Annotated in this window: 15 protein-coding genes; 4 read left to right on the top strand and 11 right to left on the bottom strand. The window is 69.2% G+C overall.

What is annotated here, in order from left to right:
- Window positions 1–48 precede the first annotated feature (48 nt).
- From R5W23_RS24385 to R5W23_RS24375, 3 genes are all read right to left on the bottom strand, one after another.
- Complete coding sequence (locus R5W23_RS24385; protein ID WP_320688567.1) at window positions 49–2,052, bottom strand: methyl-accepting chemotaxis protein; 2,004 nt, start codon at window positions 2,050–2,052, stop codon at window positions 49–51.
- Window positions 2,053–2,824: 772 nt separating this feature from the next.
- Complete coding sequence (locus R5W23_RS24380; protein WP_320688566.1) at window positions 2,825–3,436, bottom strand: PEP-CTERM sorting domain-containing protein; 612 nt, start codon at window positions 3,434–3,436, stop codon at window positions 2,825–2,827.
- Window positions 3,437–3,531: 95 nt separating this feature from the next.
- Window positions 3,532–4,596 carry a Rieske 2Fe-2S domain-containing protein gene (locus R5W23_RS24375; protein WP_320688565.1) on the bottom strand — a complete coding sequence of 355 codons (1,065 nt, stop codon included), beginning with the start codon at window positions 4,594–4,596 and terminating at the stop codon, window positions 3,532–3,534.
- A 38-nt stretch (window positions 4,597–4,634) separates the two neighbouring features.
- Here R5W23_RS24375 and R5W23_RS24370 point away from each other — a divergent pair, with 38 nt between their 5' ends.
- Entirely contained in the window at window positions 4,635–5,237 is a 603-nt protein-coding gene (locus R5W23_RS24370; RefSeq protein ID WP_320688564.1) for a riboflavin synthase, read from the top strand.
- A 187-nt stretch (window positions 5,238–5,424) separates the two neighbouring features.
- Window positions 5,425–6,357: a 16S rRNA (adenine(1518)-N(6)/adenine(1519)-N(6))-dimethyltransferase RsmA gene (gene rsmA, locus R5W23_RS24365; protein WP_261187078.1), complete on the top strand. Its 933-nt coding sequence runs from the start codon at window positions 5,425–5,427 to the stop codon at window positions 6,355–6,357.
- A 199-nt stretch (window positions 6,358–6,556) separates the two neighbouring features.
- Here rsmA and R5W23_RS24360 read toward each other — a convergent pair whose 3' ends face one another.
- The 4 genes from R5W23_RS24360 to R5W23_RS24345 form a co-directional block, all read right to left on the bottom strand.
- Window positions 6,557–7,519: a hypothetical protein gene (locus R5W23_RS24360; RefSeq protein ID WP_320688563.1), complete on the bottom strand. Its 963-nt coding sequence runs from the start codon at window positions 7,517–7,519 to the stop codon at window positions 6,557–6,559.
- Between the two features lie 334 nt (window positions 7,520–7,853).
- Window positions 7,854–8,369, bottom strand: coding sequence for a thiol peroxidase (gene tpx / locus R5W23_RS24355; protein WP_010043435.1), 516 nt, complete (start codon window positions 8,367–8,369; stop codon window positions 7,854–7,856).
- A 110-nt stretch (window positions 8,370–8,479) separates the two neighbouring features.
- Window positions 8,480–9,148, bottom strand: a complete 669-nt coding sequence (locus tag R5W23_RS24350) for an LON peptidase substrate-binding domain-containing protein (RefSeq protein WP_320688562.1) — start codon at window positions 9,146–9,148, stop codon at window positions 8,480–8,482.
- Between the two features lie 44 nt (window positions 9,149–9,192).
- Window positions 9,193–10,740, bottom strand: coding sequence for a HoxN/HupN/NixA family nickel/cobalt transporter (locus R5W23_RS24345; protein WP_320688561.1), 1,548 nt, complete (start codon window positions 10,738–10,740; stop codon window positions 9,193–9,195).
- Between the two features lie 230 nt (window positions 10,741–10,970).
- Here R5W23_RS24345 and R5W23_RS24340 point away from each other — a divergent pair, with 230 nt between their 5' ends.
- Together R5W23_RS24340 and R5W23_RS24335 are read left to right on the top strand one after the other, a co-directional pair.
- The gene (locus R5W23_RS24340; protein ID WP_320688560.1) at window positions 10,971–11,153 is read left to right on the top strand and encodes a hypothetical protein; all 183 of its coding nucleotides are present in this window, start codon (window positions 10,971–10,973) and stop codon (window positions 11,151–11,153) included.
- 75 nt (window positions 11,154–11,228) lie between these two features.
- Entirely contained in the window at window positions 11,229–12,251 is a 1,023-nt protein-coding gene (locus R5W23_RS24335; protein ID WP_320688559.1) for a WD40/YVTN/BNR-like repeat-containing protein, read from the top strand.
- A gap of 9 nt (window positions 12,252–12,260) precedes the next feature.
- On the opposite strand, the gene R5W23_RS24330 is transcribed toward R5W23_RS24335, so the two are convergent.
- The 4 genes from R5W23_RS24330 to R5W23_RS24315 all read right to left on the bottom strand — a co-directional run.
- Window positions 12,261–15,254: a PAS domain S-box protein gene (locus tag R5W23_RS24330; protein ID WP_320688558.1), complete on the bottom strand. Its 2,994-nt coding sequence runs from the start codon at window positions 15,252–15,254 to the stop codon at window positions 12,261–12,263.
- 16 nt (window positions 15,255–15,270) lie between these two features.
- Entirely contained in the window at window positions 15,271–15,714 is a 444-nt protein-coding gene (locus R5W23_RS24325; protein WP_314733575.1) for a response regulator, read from the bottom strand.
- A 3-nt stretch (window positions 15,715–15,717) separates the two neighbouring features.
- Complete coding sequence (locus R5W23_RS24320; protein WP_320688557.1) at window positions 15,718–17,343, bottom strand: sensor histidine kinase; 1,626 nt, start codon at window positions 17,341–17,343, stop codon at window positions 15,718–15,720.
- Between the two features lie 477 nt (window positions 17,344–17,820).
- The coding region (locus R5W23_RS24315) for an amylo-alpha-1,6-glucosidase (protein ID WP_320688556.1) at window positions 17,821–19,482 on the bottom strand (1,662 nt) is incomplete at its 5' end.

Below are 19,482 nucleotides of genomic sequence, written 5' to 3'. Positions count from 1 at the left end.
CCAGACCGCCACCCACCAACACCCCACCGGTCCCACACGCTCGGGCACTCAGAACGTGGTGAACCCGTCGTCGAGCGCGTCTAACTCGTGGTGACCGCCCGCGTGCCCGTTGCCGCTGCGCCGCTGGTCGAGGGCTTTGGCCACGGCCGGGCGGGGCCGGGGGGCCGGTTTCGCCGGCCGTGACGCGGCGCGCCCACCGGTTCCGAGCTTGAACCGGCTAATCAGGCCGCTGAGCTGCGACGCCTGGTCGGTGAGCGCCTGGGCCGTTGCGGACAGTTCCTCGGTTTGGGAGGCGTTCTTCTGGGTTACGGTATCCATCTGGGAAACCGCCTTATTCACTTGCTCGATGCCCACGAACTGCTCTTTACTGGCGGCGGCAATCTCAGTCACGATGTCGGTGACTCGGTTCACGCTGCTGACGATCTCGGCCAGCGTGCCGCCGGACCGGTTCACCAGTTCGGCCCCCGTTTCCACCTTCTTCACGCTGTCCTGAATCAGGCTCTTGATCTCCTTGGCGGCGGTGGCACTGCGCTGGGCGAGGTTGCGGACCTCGGTGGCGACCACCGCGAACCCACGCCCCTGCTCCCCAGCCCGTGCGGCTTCGACGGCGGCGTTGAGGGCCAGCAGGTTGGTTTGGAACGCGATCTCGTCGATGGTGGTGATGATGTCCGCGATCTTCTTGCTGGACGCGTTGATCTCGCTCATGGCCTCGACCGCGCCGCTCACCACCTGACCGCCCCGCTCGGCCACCTCTTTGGACCCGCTCGCCAACTGCCGCGCCTGCTGGGCGTTGTCCGCGCTCTGCTTCACCGTCGCCGTGATCTCCTGCAACGAGCTGGCCGTCTCCTCCAGACTCGACGCCTGCTCCTGGGCACCCGAGGAGATCTCGTTCGTGGCCCCGGACAATTGGGCGGAGGCGCTGGCCAACTGTTCCGAAACCTCTTGCACCCCCTCGAGCGCGCCCCGCATGTTGACGACCGCCTGGTTCAGGGCCCTGGCCATCTGGCCCATGTTGTCGGTACCGAGGTCCGGGATCGACACGGTAAAGTCGCCGGCGGCGATCGCCGACACGCTGATCTGGATGGCTTCCACTTTGCGCTGCAACTCGGTCGCCGCGGCCGAGGCGGCGTCGGCCCGCTCCCGCACCGCCACCGCTTCCTTCTCGGCCCGCTCGGCGACCGCCCGGGCCTCCTGCACCACCCGCTCCTTGTCCCGCTCCACCTGCACCCGCTCGGTCTCCCTGGCGGTGATCATCCCGTCGATGGCCACGTTCAGCGCCGTGCCCAACTGCGCCATCTCGTCGGCCGATTCGATCCGCACCTTGCGGCTCAGGTCCCCGGCCGCCACCCCTTGGAGCACCGACACGGTCTGCGTGAGCGGTCGCACCACGGACGCGGTCAGCAGCAGCCCCAGCGCGGCCGCGACCAGAACCGCCCCGACACTCACCGTCCACAAGGTGCGCCGGCCGCGCTCGAACACCTCGTTGGCCTTGGCGTTGTCCTGCTTGCTCGCCACCTCCTGCAACTCCATCACCGCGGCCAGCGCGGTGGCCAGTTCGGCCATCGCCGGCATCTCGCGCTTGAGCGCCTCGTCGGCCTTCTCGAACTCGCGCCGGTCGACCAGCGTAAAGATCTCCTCGCTACACCGCTTCCACTCCGAGTGCTTGGCCTCGAACGCCCGCCACAGGGCTGCCTCCTTGTCGGTCATCGGGAGCGCGACGTACCCCTTCATTCCCTCGTCGGCGTCCCGCTGCGCCTGGTCCCGGAACCCGCGCGTCACGCCGGACATTTTGTCGTCGCCGAGCTTGCCGTAGATGACCGCGCTGCGCTCCGTCCGCTGGACCGTGAGGATGCCGCTCCGCAACTTGCCCAGGGCCAGGGCCGAAGGGACCAGGTTAGTGCTGGCGTTGACCTGGCACTCGCGCAGCCCGTTGAGGGCCTCGAATGACTGGTAGGCGAGCAGCCCGCACGCCCCGGCGACGAGCAGGAACCCACCCACGAGGCGCGGACCCAGGCGCAATTTCGACAGCGCTGCGAGAATCGAATCGATCATGTGACGCTAGACCTTCTTTCCTAACAGTACGGCAATAAGTGGTTGCGTGGGATGCCCCGGCGCCCCGATCGGGCGGGGGGGGGACCGTGTAACGAGTGGCCGCTGTGCGAGTTCACCTGCCGGGGCATCAGCAGGCCATGACGCGCAGGGGCCGCACCGCATTTCAGCTCGCTCCGGGCGTGCCCGGGCGACGGACCCTGCTATCAACAAGATCGGTAATTTTTGTGTTTGTTTGCTTCAATTGTATCACGCGCGTGCGCGCTGTAGATTAATTGAATTGTTGTGATGGGGTTCGATAAGCGATGGGCGCGGTGCTGTTACGGACACATTCCCCGACGGGCGCGTGTCGTCGCGTGAGCTCACACCCGTGGCGTTATGCCGTGGGCGGCTGTCGCGCGGTGGGGCGTGCGTGTTAGTTCGATTGACGTGTGCGGCTGGCTGTTCGGCTAATGTCGGGCGCGGGCTCTCACGCGGTTCGATCGGGGTGTGCTCGAATCTTAGCCCTCACTCCCGACACGGGGTGTCGGGGAAACCGGAGATTCCGTTCACGTTTATTTACAAGCGCGTGTTGGGCTACAGATCTCGTGCCTTTGCCCCCGGAACGACAGCCATGAGCCGCCTGCCTTCGGAGCGCGGAGGGCAATCCGGTGACCGGGGCCGGCCGGTGAGTACCCGGGGGACGCGGACGCGGCGCTAGTGGCGGTGTGAAGGTAGCCGGCACGCATTCAGCCACGTGGTCCCGCTCGATCGGCCCGGCGGCCGGCTGTTCCGTTCAGCGCGAACCGGCCGACGCACACAGTACCGTTGCGGTCCCACCGCGCGGCACCCGCACTCGGCGCAGCCGTCGGGCGAACACCGCGGCCAGACCGAAGCCCGCGAGCGCCAGTGAACCCGGCTCGGGGGTGGTCACTCCGGGTGTTACGTCCACGTGCAGTTCCCCGCCCGGCGCCCGGACGCGGTACGTGTTCCCGCCGAGCGTGAACGTGCTGGCGTTGGGCCACAGGTTCGACTCGTACCCCTCGTAGATCAGCTCGCGCTCGCCGCCGGGGGCGATGACGTACTCCTGCACGAAGTCCAGGTACAACGGGAGCGAGCCCGAGCAACCGGACCGCTCGTCGGTGATGGTGACGGTGGACGCCGACCGCCACGTGTCGGTGTAGTGGTAGCTGTTCGCGTCCGGGTCCGGGATCGGGTTCCCGTGCAGCTTCGGGTCCGGGAGGAAGAAGTCGGACCAGTTGAGCTCCGTCAGGCCGCGCATCTCGCGGAGCACGGTGCCGTCGGGCGCTTCGGCGCGATAGCCCCACTGAACCGGGCCGGCGTGGGCGAGGGCGGGCGCGCAGGTCAGGGCAGCAACCGCGAGAGCTGCCCGGAAGGTGCGGAGCATAGCAGGGCCTCCTTGCCGCGGACGAACCGCGGGGGCCAGAGGCTAGCCAATAATGGGAAACGCTACAACCCGAATTTGCGCGACCCTGTCGGAGCTTACACCAGCGTGACGCGGCCGGCGGGGGCGCCGCGGTAGATCCGCGCGATCCGGTCGCGGGTGAGCCCGAGCACCTTGTCGAACCGGCTCAGCTTCAGCCCCTCGATACCGGTGCCGTAATCGGCCATGTGGTACAGCATCGACACGTCCGACTTCACCTCGCGGTCGATCTCGCGCCGCAAGAGCCACCGGAACAGCCGCAGCCCGCCCGCCGGGCCGGGGTACCGGGACTTGGCGAACGTCACGGAGAACACCCGGGTCGTTTTGTCGTCCTGCGGCACGAAGAAGATGTAGAGCCGCCACCGCACCATCGCCTCGCGGGCGCCGTCCGGGCTGGTCCACCAGTGGTCGAACACGGAATACACCGGCGAGAACCGGGTGGTCCAGTGGTCGTGGAACGTGTCCCCCTTGCGGATGCCCAGCAGCCACGCGAACGCCCGGTTCAGCGTCTTCGTCGGGCCGGCGTTGGTCACCGTCACGGTGTCGTCCGTGGACTCGAACGCGACCTTCACCTCGCTCAGCCGGTCCAGGTCGTAGCCGAACGTGTCGTGAACGGTGGCGCTGTGCTCGATCTCGTTGAAGTTGTCCACCGCCAGTTCCAGCGGGGCCGGGACGGCGTGTTCCAGCGTGCAGATGGGGTAGAACCCGGGTGCTGTGACTTCCGGGAACGGCGGCGCGCTGGTCCGCGACTTGATCCACACGAGCCCGTGCGCCTCGCGGGCGTCGTAGCTGGCGGTGCAGGCGGTGAGCTTGGGTGCTGCCGGGCTCTCGCCGTTCCCGCAGCCGTCGAACGTCCACCCGTGGTACTTGCACTGCAACCGGTCGCCGACCACCTTGCCGACGCTCAGCTTCAGCCGCCGGTGCGGGCACACGTCCGAGATCGCCGCGGCCTCGCCGTTTGACGTGCGGAACAGCGCGACGGGGTGGTTCGCGACCACAACGCCGACCGGGTCGCGGCGCAGCCGGCGGCTCAGGAACACCGGTTGCCAGTGGTCCAACATGCCCATCCACGTGCCCTCTGCTAGAATACCCTTTAATCGGTCGTTCGCGGTGCGTGCGTGCATCCCAACTGCGCCGGTACTGCTATCTTATGTAGGTGCCCATGTTTACGGGGCTGGTTCAGGCGCTCGGGACGGTGCGGGCGGTCACGGACGGGCAGGGCGGGCGCCGGCTGCGCGTCGCCGAAGCGGCCCTCGCGCCGGCGTTCCAGATCGGCGACAGCGTCAGCGTGTGCGGCGCGTGCCTCACCGTTGTGGCGCGTGACGGCGACGCGCTCGACTTCGAGGTCGGGCCGGAAACGCTGGCAAAAACCACCCTGGGCGGGCTGATCCCGGGCGACCGCGTGAACCTGGAAGGCGCCCTGCGGGTCGGCGACGCCCTCGGCGGGCACTTCGTCACCGGGCACGTCGATTGTGTCGGGCGGGTGCTCGAAGAGCGGGTGACCGGCGAGTGGCTCACGATTTGGTTCGGGTTCCCGGCGGAGTTCGGCGATCTGCTCGTGTCCAAGGGCTCGGTCGCGGTGGACGGCGTGAGCCTCACGGTGGTGGACGCCGAAGCCGACCGGCTGAGCGTGATGCTGATCCCGCACACCCGCACCCACACGACGCTGGGCTACAAGAAACCGGGCGACGCAGTCAACTTGGAGTTCGACCTGCTCGCCAAGCACGTGAAAAAACTGTTCGGCTGCATTAACCTCACGATTTAAGGCCGCGCGAAGGCGGAAGAGCTTTGACGGGATCAACCGCCTGTGACGGGCTCCGAAGGGGCGCGCGAGGCGGAAGACTCTTCGGCGGGATTCAGAAAACAAGCGCGGCGTCCGTTGCCGTGTCTGAGCCTCGTCGCTCCCGTTTATCCCGACAACGTTCTTCTCGACCCTCGCGTGCCGGAGACCCATGTCCGAAACCCCGCAAGAACCGCTCCCCGTTCCCGCCGCGCCGGTCCCGCCGCCGCGCCAGACCCTGTCGTACCTGCACCGGCTGTTCGAGGCGCACGGCCTATCGCCCAAGAGCAAACTCGGTCAGAACTTCCTCATCGACCTCAACCTGCTCGACCTGATCGTGCGCACCGCCGAACTCGACAAGAGCGACGCCGTGCTGGAGGTGGGCACCGGCACCGGGTCGCTGACCGCGAAACTCGCGGACCCCGCGGGCGTAGTGGTTACGGTCGAAGTCGATCGCTCGCTCCAGCCCGTGGCGAAAGAGGTCATCGGGCACCGCTCGAACGTGCGGTTCGTGTTCGGCGACGCGCTCGCCAAGAAGAGCGAACTGAACCCGGACATGCTTTCCACCTGGGACGCCGCCGCGAAGGAGGCCGGCTGCACGCGCAAAAAGCTGGTCGCGAACCTCCCTTACGTCATCGCCACGCCGCTCATCAGCAACCTGCTGATCGGGCATCCGGAAATCGAGCGGATGGTGGTGATGGTGCAGTGGGAGATCGCGGAGCGGATGAAGGCGGTGCCCAACACGAAGGATTACAACGCCCTTTCGGTGCTGGTGCAGAGCATCGCGGACGTGGAGACGGTGCGGAAGGTGGCGCCGTCGAACTTCCACCCGCGGCCGAAGGTCGATTCCGCGATCGTGCTCATCAAGCCGAACGCCGAAAAGCGGGCGAAGGTCGGCGACGTGATGAAGTTCCGGATTTTCCTCCGCGACCTGTACGTTCACCGGCGGAAGAACTTGCGGCAGGCCCTGGCCGGCTGGCCGACCGGGGCGCGCGACAAGAAGGACGTGGACGCCAAACTCGCCGAACTCGGGATCGACGGCACGCTACGGAGTGAATCGCTGGACATCGAGCAGCACCTTCGACTGGCCGCCGTGTTCGGGTGATGTGACCGCCTACGCTGGGGGCGGTGTTAACATCGCACAGGGCTTCCGCCCTGTGCTACGCCCGCCGGCCCCTCCGGGGCGCAAGTGCAAGTTAAAAGGCAAAGTGTAAAGGCAAAAGGGCGATGCCTCTTTTTGCCTTTACACTTTGTTTTGTTGCTATGTGTCCCGCCCAACGCGTTTCGCGTTCTGCACTTCCTCGTTACCGCGAGACCACCTTGTAGTCCACGGTGTCGCGGTCGCCGATGCTGATCTTCTTGTGGTAGCTGGCCTTGCCGGCTTCGCCGCCCACGTACAGGTACCACTCGCCGGCCGGGAGCCGCACGTCGAACTCGCCGAACCCGTTCGCGGTGGTGTACTCCTTTTGCTCCGGCTTGTTGGCGTTCATGAACACCAGCTTCGCGTTCGCCCGCGGGGTGATGAGGTCGTTCTGCACCACCTCGCCGCGCACCGACACGACGCTGCTGCGGCTGACGGTCTTCTCGGGCCGGAACTTCGTGGTGCCCGACTTCGGGTTCGAAGTGCCGGGGGTGCTCGGGAGGTCCGTCGGCGGGATCGCGTTGTCCGACCCGCCCGGCTTCGCCGGCATCACGCCCGGGTTGTTCTCGCGGAGCTGCTCGACGCTCGGGCCGGCCGGGGCGATCACCGGCGGCAGCGCGTAGTAGCTCACGCTGCCGGGGGTCGGCGGGTAGTAGTAGCTCACCACCGGTTGCTGGTAGTTCACCTGCCGCAGCGAGGTGACCGGAACCAGCGCGGACCGCTCGACGTAGCTGGTGACCGCGTTGCACTGGCTGCGGAGCCGGTACGAGGTGGTCGGCGTGGACACCCGCTGCGGGCAGCCGGTGCAGGGGTCGTAGTAGGTGCTGTACTTGTACTCGGTGACGGGCTCGTAGTAGTAGCTGGTGACGTTCTTCGTCACCGGCTCGTAGTAGCTCTTGCGGACGTACTCGGTGACGGGCTGGTAGTAGCTCCGCTGCACGTAGCTGACCCGCATTTCCGGCTGCGGGCAGGGGGGCGGGGGCGGCGCGTAGTAGCTGACGCGGGGCTTGTTACAGTCGTTGCAGCACACCTGGAACACGTTGTCCCAGGCGGCCTCGGAGCGGGCCGGGGTGCTGACGGCCCCAAGAGCGGCGAGCAGCAGCCCGGCACAGCGGGTCAGGTTCATGGTGCGATCTCCGGGTGTGTCCATCGCCTCGGGCGCGAGGCGCTGGGCGAACATCACACATTAGACTAATTCGCCCCCCCCGGCACACAAACGGTTTCGGAAGATGGCACAATCCGGAGAGCCGCCCCCTGTCGTTACAGCCGGTAAAGTCGTTGCCTTTGGCCGTCTTTCGCTAACTTACAGTCAAAATGGGCAATGTAGAGTGGGCGCAAATTGAATTGTAAAAAGTCGCCGCAGCGGTTCGGGAGCAGATGCGGTCCGGGCGGCCCGATGCCGCCCACTCTCACACCGAGGTGCTTCGTGCCTTCCGGACCTCACCACGCTCGACGCGAGGTTACTTCGCAGCCGCCTTAAGCGCTTCGATGGCCGCGTCGTAGTTCGGGTGGCTGGTCACTTCGGGAACGTACTCGGCGTAGGTGACTTTGCCGGCCGCATCGACCACGAACACGGCGCGGGTGAGGAGTTGCAGCGGCAGCCCGCTCTCGATCAGCACGCCCCAGTTCTTGCCGAACGAGTGGTTGTGGACGTCCGACACGGTCTTCATCGTGCTCACGCCCTCGGCGGTGCAGAACCGCCCCTGCGCGAACGGCAGGTCGAGGCTCACCGTGTAGCACGCGACGCCGTCGCCGAGCGCCTTGATGCCCTCATCGAACTTCTTGGTCTGCATGCTGCACACGCCGGTGTCCAGCGACGGCACCACGCTGAACAGCCGGGCCTTCGCCGGGGTGTCCGCGAGCGTGACCGCGCTGAGCCCTTGCAGCCCCTTGTAGTCCGGGGCGGTGTCGCCCGCCTTGAGTTCGTTGCCGGCCAGTTGAACCGGGTTCCCCTTGAACGTGACGGTGCGGGCCATCGTGTGCTCCTGTTCGGTGTGTCGTGTTCGGTGTTCGGAACAACGCCGACAGTGATTTACGCGAAACGGCCCGCACCGAACACCAAAAACTCAACACCGAACGTCGGGCGCTAGTTCGCGCTGAACGGCGGGGGGAACGGGCGCTCGGCCCGCGCCGCGGAGACGCGCAGCGCGTCCGCGATGGCCGTCGCGCGCCGGTCCGCGAGCGGTTCCGCCAGCAGCGCGAGTTTTAACTCCGGGGGCAGGGGGAGCGCGAACGCCAGGACGTCGCACACCTGCCCGAGCGGGGCGTCCCCGTCGAACAGTTCGCCCAACTGCCGCTGGGCCGGCGAGCCGTCCTCGAACCGCGGCAGCACGGCCGCCGCGAGCGCGCGGCGCAACTCGGTCAGCCGGGAGAGGTCCGTGGACGCGGTGTCGCGGATCAGTTCGACGCGGGCGGTGCGGTAGGGCGTTTCGGAACCAAGCTCCTCGACCACCCGCGCGCGGCTGAGGCCGCGCAGCCGCAGGTCGTACTTCCCGCCGGGGTGCTTCTCGTGCCAGACGATCCGCCCGACACACACGACCGGCTCGATCGCGGGGCGGTCGGCGGGCTCGTCGGCGCTGGCGCTGAGCGTGGCCATCGCGATGAGCCCGTCGCTCGCGAGCGCGTCGGCGGTCATCCGCCGGTACCGCGGCTCGAAGATGTGCAGCGCCTGCACCACGTGCGGGAACACCACGAGGCCCGGCAGCGGAAACAGCCGCACCGTGCCGGAGAAGCCGTCGAGTTCGTTCGCGCTCATGGTGGCGCCGCCGGAGGGAGAATGGGCGTTCGTGTCGTGCTGGTCTATTGGACGCCGGCGGTGAAGCCCTTCCAGGCGTCGCGCGCCATCCACAGTCCCATGCCCATTAAAAGAACCGCGCTGGCGGTCGGGAGGAGCCGGAACCAGCCGTCCTCGCCCGACACCCGGCGCCCGGTCCGGTGGATCGCCACGACGAGCGACCCGACCAGCGCCAGCACGCTCGACAGCCCGACGCTGAACGCGAGAAGCAGCGGCAGCGCCAGCCCGAGCTTGCCCGCGGACACCGCGAGCATCAGTAGCAGCACCGCGTCCACGCACGGGATGGCCCCGGCACCGATGCCGAGCAGCACCACGCGGACCCAGCTCAGCGGCGTCTTCGCGGTCGCGAGTCGGAGCACCTGCACTTGCTCGCCGGTGGCGTCCCGGCCGCGCACCGGGGCGCGGCACTCCGGCACCCGCGGGGCGGCGGCGTGGTTCCCGCACATGTCGGCGCACCCGCCGAACAGGTGAACGTGATCGACCTTCCCGCGCAACCGGCGCATGAACAGCCACATCCCCACGAACAGCACCAGCAGCCCGCCGAACAGCCCGAGCCAGTGCTGGGCCTCCGCCGGGACGGACTCGCGGTAGCGGAGGTAAAACACGCCGGCGATCAGGATCACGCTGCCGGTGTGCGCGAGCGTGGTGCTGAGCCCCAGCAGCGCCGCCTGCCGGTACGTCCCCTGCTCGCCGACCAGGAACGCCGCCGCGACGCTCTTCCCGTGCCCCGGCGCGAAGGCGTGGAACGCGCCGAAGAGGGCCGCCGTGAACAGCAGCATCCCGAGGCCGAAGTTGGTGTCGAAGAGGGCCTTCGGGCCGCGCTCGAACAGGAGCGTGAAGAAGCTCTCGTCGGGCGCCTGTTCCACAACGGCCGGTGCCGGTTCGGGCTCCGGAGCGCTCCCGGGTGCCGGGGTTGTGGGGGGCTTTTCGGCCCCGAACGGCGGGAGACCCGGGGCGGTGAACACGGCGGACGCCCGCCGGGCGCGGGCCGCGTCGCCGGGCTTGTACTGGCTCGGGTCGCGCTTGCGAAGGTCTTCCGGCTCGACCAGCTCCTTGATGTCCAGCGCCGACTCGTCGGGCTTAACGACCAGCCACACGGCCCCGGTCTCGCCCTCGAAGTTGCGGTCCTCGAACGTGAAGGCGTTCTCCGACCCGCCGCCCGCGGGCCGCCACGGGGCCTGGAACACGAACCGGAACCGGGCGTGGTCGCGGTCCTGCTCGACGTCCAGCTTCGTGGCCCGGAACTGGAGCGCGGCGCCCCCCAGCTTCGCCTCGAGCGCCCGCGCCATGAGCGGCGCCATCTTCTCACAGTACCGGCGGCTCACCTCGCGCAGCTTGCCGCCCATCTGCTCGATCTCTTCGGGCGTGAACAGCTTCTGGCTGTCGGTGAACATGGTCCAGAAGCTGACGAGCAGCACGTACCGCACCTCGACCGTTCGCGCGCCGAGCCGCACGTCGAGTTCGCGGTCGTAGCGGAAGTTCGGCAGCGGGTGCGCGAGCGCCGGGGCACACGACGCGAGCAGCACTAGGAGGGGGAGTGCGAAGCGGGTCATAACGCTATTTAAGCACATCACGCGCGAGGGGGGAACGAGGCGCGCGAGGATACCTTCGTGCGGGCGGGGACTTACGCGCCCCTGACGGGCCTGCGGGCCGCGCCGGTGCCGGCCCGCGGAAGTGCGCGAACTTGTCCGCAAGCAATTCACCAACCCGCACGATATAAGAGGTGCCGGCGCCGTGCCGGCGGGACGCCCGAAGCCAAGCGAACCTCGTCGGAGGCGATAACATGCGCGATGAAACACGAAGCGGCACGCCCGACGGGGCGGGCGCACACCCGGCGGGGCCGCAGGACGGGTACGCCGGCCACGACGCCCGGCAGCCGAGCGCCGCGGCGGTGCAGCCGGTCGCTCACGTCCACTACTCGGTCGAGTGGGACACGAGCGAGTGGGGCGGCGGCGACGCCGATTGAGCCTCGGTTCCGACGCGCGGGTGCGGTAGACTGAACGCAGAAGGTCCGTAACACCGTCCCCGCGAGCACCGCTTTATGAAACTGGCACTCAGCGCCGCCGCGCTCCTCGGGTTCTGTGCGCCCGGCGCGTCCGGACAGTGGCAGCCGCAAACGATCAAAACGGACGCCGACTTCCGCGGGCTGTGCGTCGTGGGGCCGAAGGTCGCGTGGGTCAGCGGCACGAAGGGCACGTTCGGGCGCACCACTGATGGCGGCGCCACCTGGACCGCCGGGACGGTGCCCGGGGCCGAGAAGCTCGACTTCCGGGACGTGGAGGCGCTCGGAGCGGATGCCGCCTATCTGATGAGCGCCGGCCCGGGCGCGGACTCGCGTGTCTACAAAACGACCGACGGCGGCAAGACCTGGACCCTTCAGTTCAAGAACCCCGAGCCGCAAGGGTTCCTCGACGCCATCGCGTTCTGGGACGAGAAGAGCGGGATCGCCTTCGGCGACCCGGTGAACGGGCGCTTCCAGTTGCTCACGACCGCGGACGGCGGCGCGACCTGGGAGCCGCTTCCGGAGAAGGCCCGGCCCGAGGCGCTGGCCGGCGAGGGCGCCTTCGCGGCCAGCGGCACCTGCCTCATCGCCCGCGGCGAGAAGGACGTTTGGTTCTGCACCGGCGGGGCCAAAGTCGCGCGGGCGTTTCACTCGACCGACCGGGGACAGACCTGGACCGTCGTCGAATTACCCCTACTGGCCGGGAGCGCGTCGGCCGGCGCGTTCGGGCTCGCTTTCCGGGACCGGGACCACGGGGTGATCGTCGGCGGCGACTACCGCAAGCCCGACGACACCGCCGGAACCGTCGCGGTGACGAGCGACGGCGGGAAAACGTGGGCGGCTGTCAAGAAGCCGCTGCCGTTCCGGTCCGCGGTCGCCTGGGCGAAGGATCGGTGGGTCGCGGTGGGCACGTCGGGCGCGGAGGTGTCACGGGACGACGGCGCGACCTGGGCGCCGCTCGACAGGGAAAAGTACAACAGCGTCGGGCTCACGGCGACCGGTGAAGGGTGGGCCGTCGGGCCGAAGGGGCGCATCGCACGGTTCACGGTTGCCGAAAAGTAGCCGCGAGCGTCATTCCAGAACGGAGCGGACCTTTTCGGCGAGTGCCGCGGGGGTGAACGGCTTCTGGAGGAACGCCACCTCGGCGCGGAGCACCCCGTGCCGGACCACCGCGTCGTCCGCGTACCCGCTCACGTACAGCACCTTGATCCCGGGGCGCAACCGGGCCACCACCTCGGCCAGCTCGCGCCCGCCCATCTCGGGCATCACCACGTCCGTGAGCAGCAGATCGATCGGCGGGTCCGGGCGCTCGCACACCCGCAGGGCCTCCTCGGCGTTGGGCGCGTCCAGCACCGTGTACCCGAACCGCTGGAGCGCGATGCGGGCGAGCCGGCGCACCCGGTCGTCGTCCTCCACCACCAGCACCGTTCCCCGCCCGGTCGGGCCGCCGGGCTCGGCCGCGTGCGCCGGCTGTGCGTCGGCGGGGACCCGACCGACCGACGGGAAGTAGACCTCGAACGCGGCCCCGCGCCCCGGGGCGCTGGCCACGCGGATGTGCCCGCCCGTTTGCTGGACGATGCCGTACACCGTGGACAGCCCCAGCCCGGTGCCCTGGCCCACGCCCTTGGTGGTGAAGAACGGCTCGAAGATCTTGGCCTGGACCTCCGCGGTCATGCCCACCCCGGTGTCGGCCACCGCGAGCCGCACGTACCGGCCCGCGGGCACGTGGCCGGGGCCGTCCGGGCCGTCGGACGTGACGTTCGAGGTGCCGACAGTCAGGGTACCGCCGTTCGGCATGGCGTCCCGGGCGTTCACCGCGAGGTTCAGGATCACCTGTTCGATGTGCCCGGCGTCCGCCCGAACCCGGTCCAGCTTCGGATCCAACTGCACTACCAGCCGCACTCCCTCGCCGAGCAGCCAGCGGAGCATCCCGCGGGTTCCGTCGGTCACCGCGTTCAGGTCCAGCACCACCGGCTCCACCACCTCCTTACGGCTGAACGTGAGCAGCTTGCGGGTGAGTCGGGTGGCCCGCTCGCCGGCGTCGCGGATCTCGGTCACGAGCGCCTGGCAGGGGTCGTCGGGGGGCAGTTGGCGGAGGGCCAGCTCGCTGAACCCGTTGATGACGGTGAGCAGGTTGTTGAAGTCGTGGGCGACGCCCCCGGCGAGCTGCCCGACGGCCTCCATCTTCTGCGCCTGGCGGAACTGGTCCTCCAGCGCGCGGCGCTGGGTCACGTCGGTCTGCACCCCGACGTACTGGGTCACCCGGTCCCCGCCGTCTCGCACCGGGGACAGCGACAGCTCGTTCCAGAACGCGGTGCCGTCCTTGCGGTAGTTGAGCAGCTCCACCGTACACGTGCGCTCGTCCCGCAGCGCGTCCCGGACCCGGCCCACGGCCGCCGGGTCCGTGTCTTGGCCCTGGAGGAACCGGCAGTTGCGGCCCAGCGCCTCGGCGGCCGAGTACCCGGTGAGCCGCTCGAACCCGGGGCTCACGAACACGATCGGGTGGTCCGGCCGCTGGGCGTCGGTGATGATGATCCCCTGGGTCACGGCGTGGATCGCCCGGTCCCGCTGCCGCAGCGCCTCCTCGGCCGCCACCCGCGCGGTCACGTCCTGCCCCAGGCACAGCATCCCGGCGTACTGCCCGTCCGCTCCCAGGAGCGGGGTGTTGTACCACGCGCACGTGATCACCCGGCCGTCCTTGCGCACGTTCTCGTTCACTGAGTGCGCGGCCAGGTCCCCGCTCCGGATGCGGGCGATCAGGTTCGCGGCCGCGCCGTGGAACGCCGGCGGCGTCAGGTCGAACGGGGTGAGCCCCAGCGCCTCGGCCCGCGAGTACCCGAAGGTGCGTTCGGCCGCCGGGTTCCACTCGATCACCCGCCCGCCCGCGTCGAGCAGGGCGTACGCGAGCGGCATCCGGTCGATCTGGAGCTGGAGCCGGGCGAGGAGCGCGTCCCGCTCGGCCGCCAGCCGGTTCCGCTCGGTCACGTCGCGGGAGATGCCGATCATCCCGACCACCGTCCCGGAGGACGTCCGGTACGGCCCCTTGGTGGACAGGAAGGTGCGCCGGACCCCGTTGAGCACCAGCTCCTCCTCGACCGACACGGCCCGGTCCGCGGCCATCGCTTGGAGGTCATGCGCGCGCACCTGGCGCGCCCCGTCCGGGCTCATCAGTTCGGTGTCGGTGCGGCCAATGATGGCCTCGGCCGGGCGCCCCAGAAACGCCGCGGTGGCCGGGTTCGCGAGCAGGTAGCGCCCCCCACGGTCCTTGACGAACACCGCGTCCGTGGTGCCCTCGACGACCGCGGACAGCAGCCCCGCGGTGCGCCGCAGCTCGTCCTCCATCCGCACCCGGTCGGTCACGTCCCGCACGATCAGCGTGAAGAACCGGCGGGACCCCTCCTCGCCGCGCGACACCGACACCTCGACCGGGAACCGCTTGCCGCCGGCCCGCACCCCCCACGCCCCCGGGCGCGCGGTCAGGGGCAGGGTGTCCCCGGGGGCGCCGGCGGTGAGCGACTCGTCGGGCACGAACTCGGTGACCGGGCGCCCCAGCGCGGCGCCCGCCGGGCACCGGAACATGTGCTCGGCCGCCGGGTTGAACACCGTCACCCGGCGGTCCAGGTCGGTGCTGATGATCGCGTCCCGGGCCGACCCGATGATGCCCGCCAGTTGGTGCTCGGTGCGCACCTGCCCGAGCACGCGGCCCACTGCGTCCGGCAGGTAGTCCAGGTACTCGATCGACTTGGTCACGAAGTCCCGGACCCCGACCCGCAGCGCCTGAATCGCGGTGGCCTCGTTGCCGAACCCGGTCACCAGGATCACCGGCTGGGCGTACCCGGCGGCCCTGATCCGGTCGTAGAACTGGAGCCCGTTCACCCCTCCCGGCAGCCGGTAGTCGAGCAGGATCAGGTCGATGTCCTCGGCGCGGAGCGCGGCGAGCGCCTCGTCGGCGTCGGCCGCCACGACGCACCGGTACCCGGCCTCTTCGAGCCGGTCCAGCTCCAGGGCGGCGATCCCGGGGTCGTCTTCGACGATCAGAACGGTGGCGGAGAGGGTGGCGGGCACGGGCGGCTCCTGAAACTCAGCGGTCTTCTCGGGGCACTTGGACGATGGCCAGGAACAGGCCCAGGCGCCGGACCGCCTCGACGAAGCGGTCGTACTCGACCGGCTTGGTGACGTAGCACGAGCACCCCAGCTCGTAGCACCGCCGCACCTCGCGCGGGTCGTCGGTGGTGGTCAGCATGATCACCGGGATCTGCTCGGTGCGCGGGTCCTCCTTGAGCCGCCGCAGCACCTCGACCCCGTCCACCCGGGGCATGTTGATGTCCAGCAGCAGGAGCAGCGGCCCGTTCGGCACCCGCCCCGCGAACGCCCCCTCACAGCGGATGAAGTCGAGCGCCGCCTGCCCGTCGGGCACGTGGACCACCGGGTTCGAGATGCCCGCGTCCTCCAGGTTCTGCTGGATCAGGTACGCGTGCCCCGCGTCGTCCTCGGCCATCAGAATCATGAGCTCTCGCTTCGGCATGGGTCAGCCTCCCTTGACTTTGGCGGACGCGCGGGGCGCTGGGGGGAGGGCGAGGAAGAACGTGCTGCCGGCGCCGGGGCGGGACTCGACCCACGCCCGCCCGCGGTGCCGCTCGGCGACACGGGCGACGATCGCCAGCCCGAGCCCCTCGCCGGACCCGACCCCGGGGTGCGCCCGCTGAAACGCCTGGAAAATCTTCTGCTGGTGCCCTTCGGCGATGCCCAGCCCGTTGTCCCGGACGAAGTACGTGTGCAGCCCGTCGGGACCCGGTTCAGGGGCACAGCCGACCTCGATCAGCCCGGGGCGATTCGGGTCCAGGTACGTCAGCGCGTTGCCGATCAGGTTGGCGAACGCCTGCCCCAGCGCGGTTCGGTCGCCCCACGCGGGCGGGAGCGGGGCGACCTGGACCGTCGCCCCGCGCTCGGCGATGGTGCCCTGCGCCGCCGCCACCACTTGCGTCAGCACCGGGGTCAGGTCCACCGCTTCCAACCGGTACTCGACCCGCCCGGCGCGGGACAGCCGCAGCAGCGCGTCGATGATCCCCGAGAGCCGCAGCACCGCGGTCTGGATGAACCCGATGGACTTGGCCATCTTGCCGCCGAGCACTGACTTCCCGCGGCCCCGGATGTCGGGCGGCACCGCCGCGTCGTCGAGCACCGCGGCGAGCTGCTGCCCGGCCTTCTCGAGTTCCTTGCTGAACCCCTGGAGGTTCACCAGCGGGGACCGCAGGTCGTGCGACACGCTGTACACGAACATCTCGTTCTCGGTGTTCTTTTGGGCCAAGTCCCGGTTGGCCGCTTCCAGTTCGATGGTGCGCTCCCGCACCCGCTGCTCCAGGCCCTCGTTCATCTCCCGAAGGGCGCCCGAGGCGCGGCTCAGTTCGGTAGCCATTGCGCGTAACGCCCGATCGACGTGCGCGATCTCGTCGTTCCCGTCGAGGGGGGCCGGGGTGCCGCCCGCGCCGAGCGCGCGGGCGTTCGCCTCCAGGGTCGCGAACCGTTGCGTGATGGTCCGGCGGAACGTGAGGATGAGAGCGGCGGTGAACCCCACCGCGGCAGCGCCGCCGGTCGCGAGCAGCCAATTGAACCGCACACGCGCCCGCTCCAGCGACACGGCCCGCTCGTGGTCCAACCGCTCCTCCTCGGCCAGAAACAGGGCGACCTCGGACCGGAGCGCGTCGGCCTGTTCGTTGCCGCGACCGCCCCGCACCCGCTCCACCGCTTCCGCGTCTTTGCCGCTCGCAACCAGCACGGCGACCGCGTCGAGCCAAGCGAGCAGCCCCTCGGCGCGGTCCCGTACGGCCGCGACGCGGGCCTGCTGACCGGGGTTATCGGCGACCAGTTCGCTGAGCGCGTCCAGTCGCGCCGGCAACTCGCGGCGGGCCGACTGGTACGGCTGGGCGAACGCGGGGCTCCGGGAGATCACGTACCCGCGCACCGCCGCATGAGCGTCCAGGACCGCCGAGTTGACCTCGTGGCCCTGGACGATCGTTTCCTTCGTGTGTGCCGCCCACCGCCCGGCCTCGACCTGGTCGTGTTGGGCTTTCAGCACCAGCGCGACGAACACGAGCTGGAACGCGAGCGGCACCAGCACGAGGGCCACGCCCTTTTGAGAAACGGTCAAGTTCACGGTACCACCCGCCGAACGCACCCGCGAAGCGCCCCGGCTCGCCGTGCGCGGACCCTGATGAGATTGCGGATCGCCGCCGGAATACGAGGCTTTAAACTGATGCGAGCTTTGGTCATTCCGGCGGCAGGGGGCGTTAGCCCGTTGCATGCTCCACGTTAAGCGATGCGTGACGCTCACTCAACCGCGTTTAACCGGATTCGCGCGGCTCGCCATTTTTGCCACCCTCGCGCAAACGCTACCGCACGACCGGGGCACAAAATTGGTAACGGGAACGTGGGGCTGGGCCGGACACGCGCTCATTGAAAATGGTCGCAAGTCGCGCTAACTATGTTTTGGCTATTGGTTCAGATCGGGGCGCCGGTTCAGCCCTGGTGGGAATTTTCGGTTCCAGTTACAGGTGATTCGCGGCCCGACCGTCTGGCTCTTCGGCCGCGCGCGGAACCGCCGAGCGGGTGGGTACGGAGTGGCCCGTCCCGTTCAATCGTCCGTTTGTGCGAGGCGCCGGAGTACCTCGGCCACGCTCCACGCCTGCGCGACGCAGCCGCGTGGGGTGTGCGGCGGCTCGGCGTCGAACACCTCGCTGATCGAGCCGACGCACGCCTCGCCCAGGTGCCGGCGGAACCCGGCGAGGAACTCGTGCGGGGCGGCGCGGTCGTCCGGATGCACCTTCAGCCAGGCGTCCGTGAACGGGCCGACGAGCCAGCCCCATACGGTCCCCTGGTGGTAGGCCGCGTCCCGCGCTCGGAGATCGCCGAAGTATTGCGGCTTGTAGTCCGGATGTCCCGGCGCGAGCGACCGTAGCCCCACCGGCGTGAGTAACTGCTCGCGGACCGCGTTCAGCACCGGCCGCCATCGCTCCCGGTCCAGCACCGGGTGATCGAGCGCGATCGCGAACACTTGGTTCGGGCGCAGGGCCGGGTCGGCGCCCCCGTCCGGTCCGTCGATCACGTCGTACAGGTGCTCTCCGGGTTCGTACCAGAACCGCCGGTTGAACGATTCGCGGCACCGTGCTGCGTGCCGGGCGACCACGTCGGCGACCGTTTTCTCACCTTCTTCGTGTAACCACTGCTCCAGAAGCCGTAGGGCGTTGTACCACAGCGCGTTGATTTCTACCGCCTTGCCACGTCGCGGGGTGACGACCCAGTCGCCCACCTTCGCGTCCATCCAGGTGAGCTGGTACCCTTCCGCGCCCTGGCTGAGCAGCCCGTCAACCGGGTCTACCCCGATGCCGAACCGTGTTCCGCGGACGTGGTGCCCGACGATGTCGCGGAGCTGCGGCAGCAGTCGCCTGAGCGTCCCGCGGTCTTCCGTGGTCCGGAGGTAGCGGTTGAGCGCGTGGAAGAACCACAGCGTCGCGTCGGCGGTGTGGTAGAGCCCCTCGCGGTTTCGCTCCGGAAACAGGTTGGGGATGAGCCCATCCTTGATGTGCTGTGCAAATGTGAGAAGGATGTGCCGGGCTTCCGCGTGCCGTCCGGTGGTGAGCGTTAACCCTTCCAGGCTGATCATCGTGTCGCGGCCCCAGTCGGTGAACCAGTGGTAACCGGCGATGATCGACCGTGGCCCCTCGCCGTGCCCAGGGGCATCGCCGGCGACGCGGGCCACAGGGGTAAAAATGAATTGATCGGCGGCGAGTACCAGTTCCGCAGCGAACCCGGTCCGCGCGCCGGGAGCCGCTTGCTCGACCAGTTGTCGGCGGCGAGCCAGTTCGGCCGATAGCGCCTCCGCCGGAGACACGGCCCGGACCTGCTCCCACGGCTCGGTCGAGCAGACGAGGGTGGCTTCCTGCCCCGGGGCCAGATCGAGTCGGAAGAACCCGGGCGCGGACAGCACGCCGCGGAACTCGTACCCGCGCGACTCCTCGACGCGGTACACCACGTCCGGAACGCGCTCGCCGCGGACCGTGAACCCGACATTCGTGCCGCCGTCGAGGGACAGCTTGAGCACCGGGAACGTGTCCCCGCACGAGAGCTCGTACCGGTCGTCGACCGCGGTGAGCGCGACCGGCGCACCGCGCGGGGTGCCGACGTGGTCGTCGTGGCCGCGGAAGTGGACCGCCGGTTTCAATTTCAGCCGGACGGGAGCGGCGCCTTTGGTTAGCCGGTACCGAACGAACACGGTGTTGTGCTGGTAGGCGAAGTA

Origin of the sequence: Gemmata algarum, from assembly GCF_034097035.1 — a bacterium.
Classification (GTDB): domain Bacteria; phylum Planctomycetota; class Planctomycetia; order Gemmatales; family Gemmataceae; genus Gemmata; species Gemmata algarum.
This window is presented reverse-complemented; position numbering and strand designations above follow the sequence as displayed.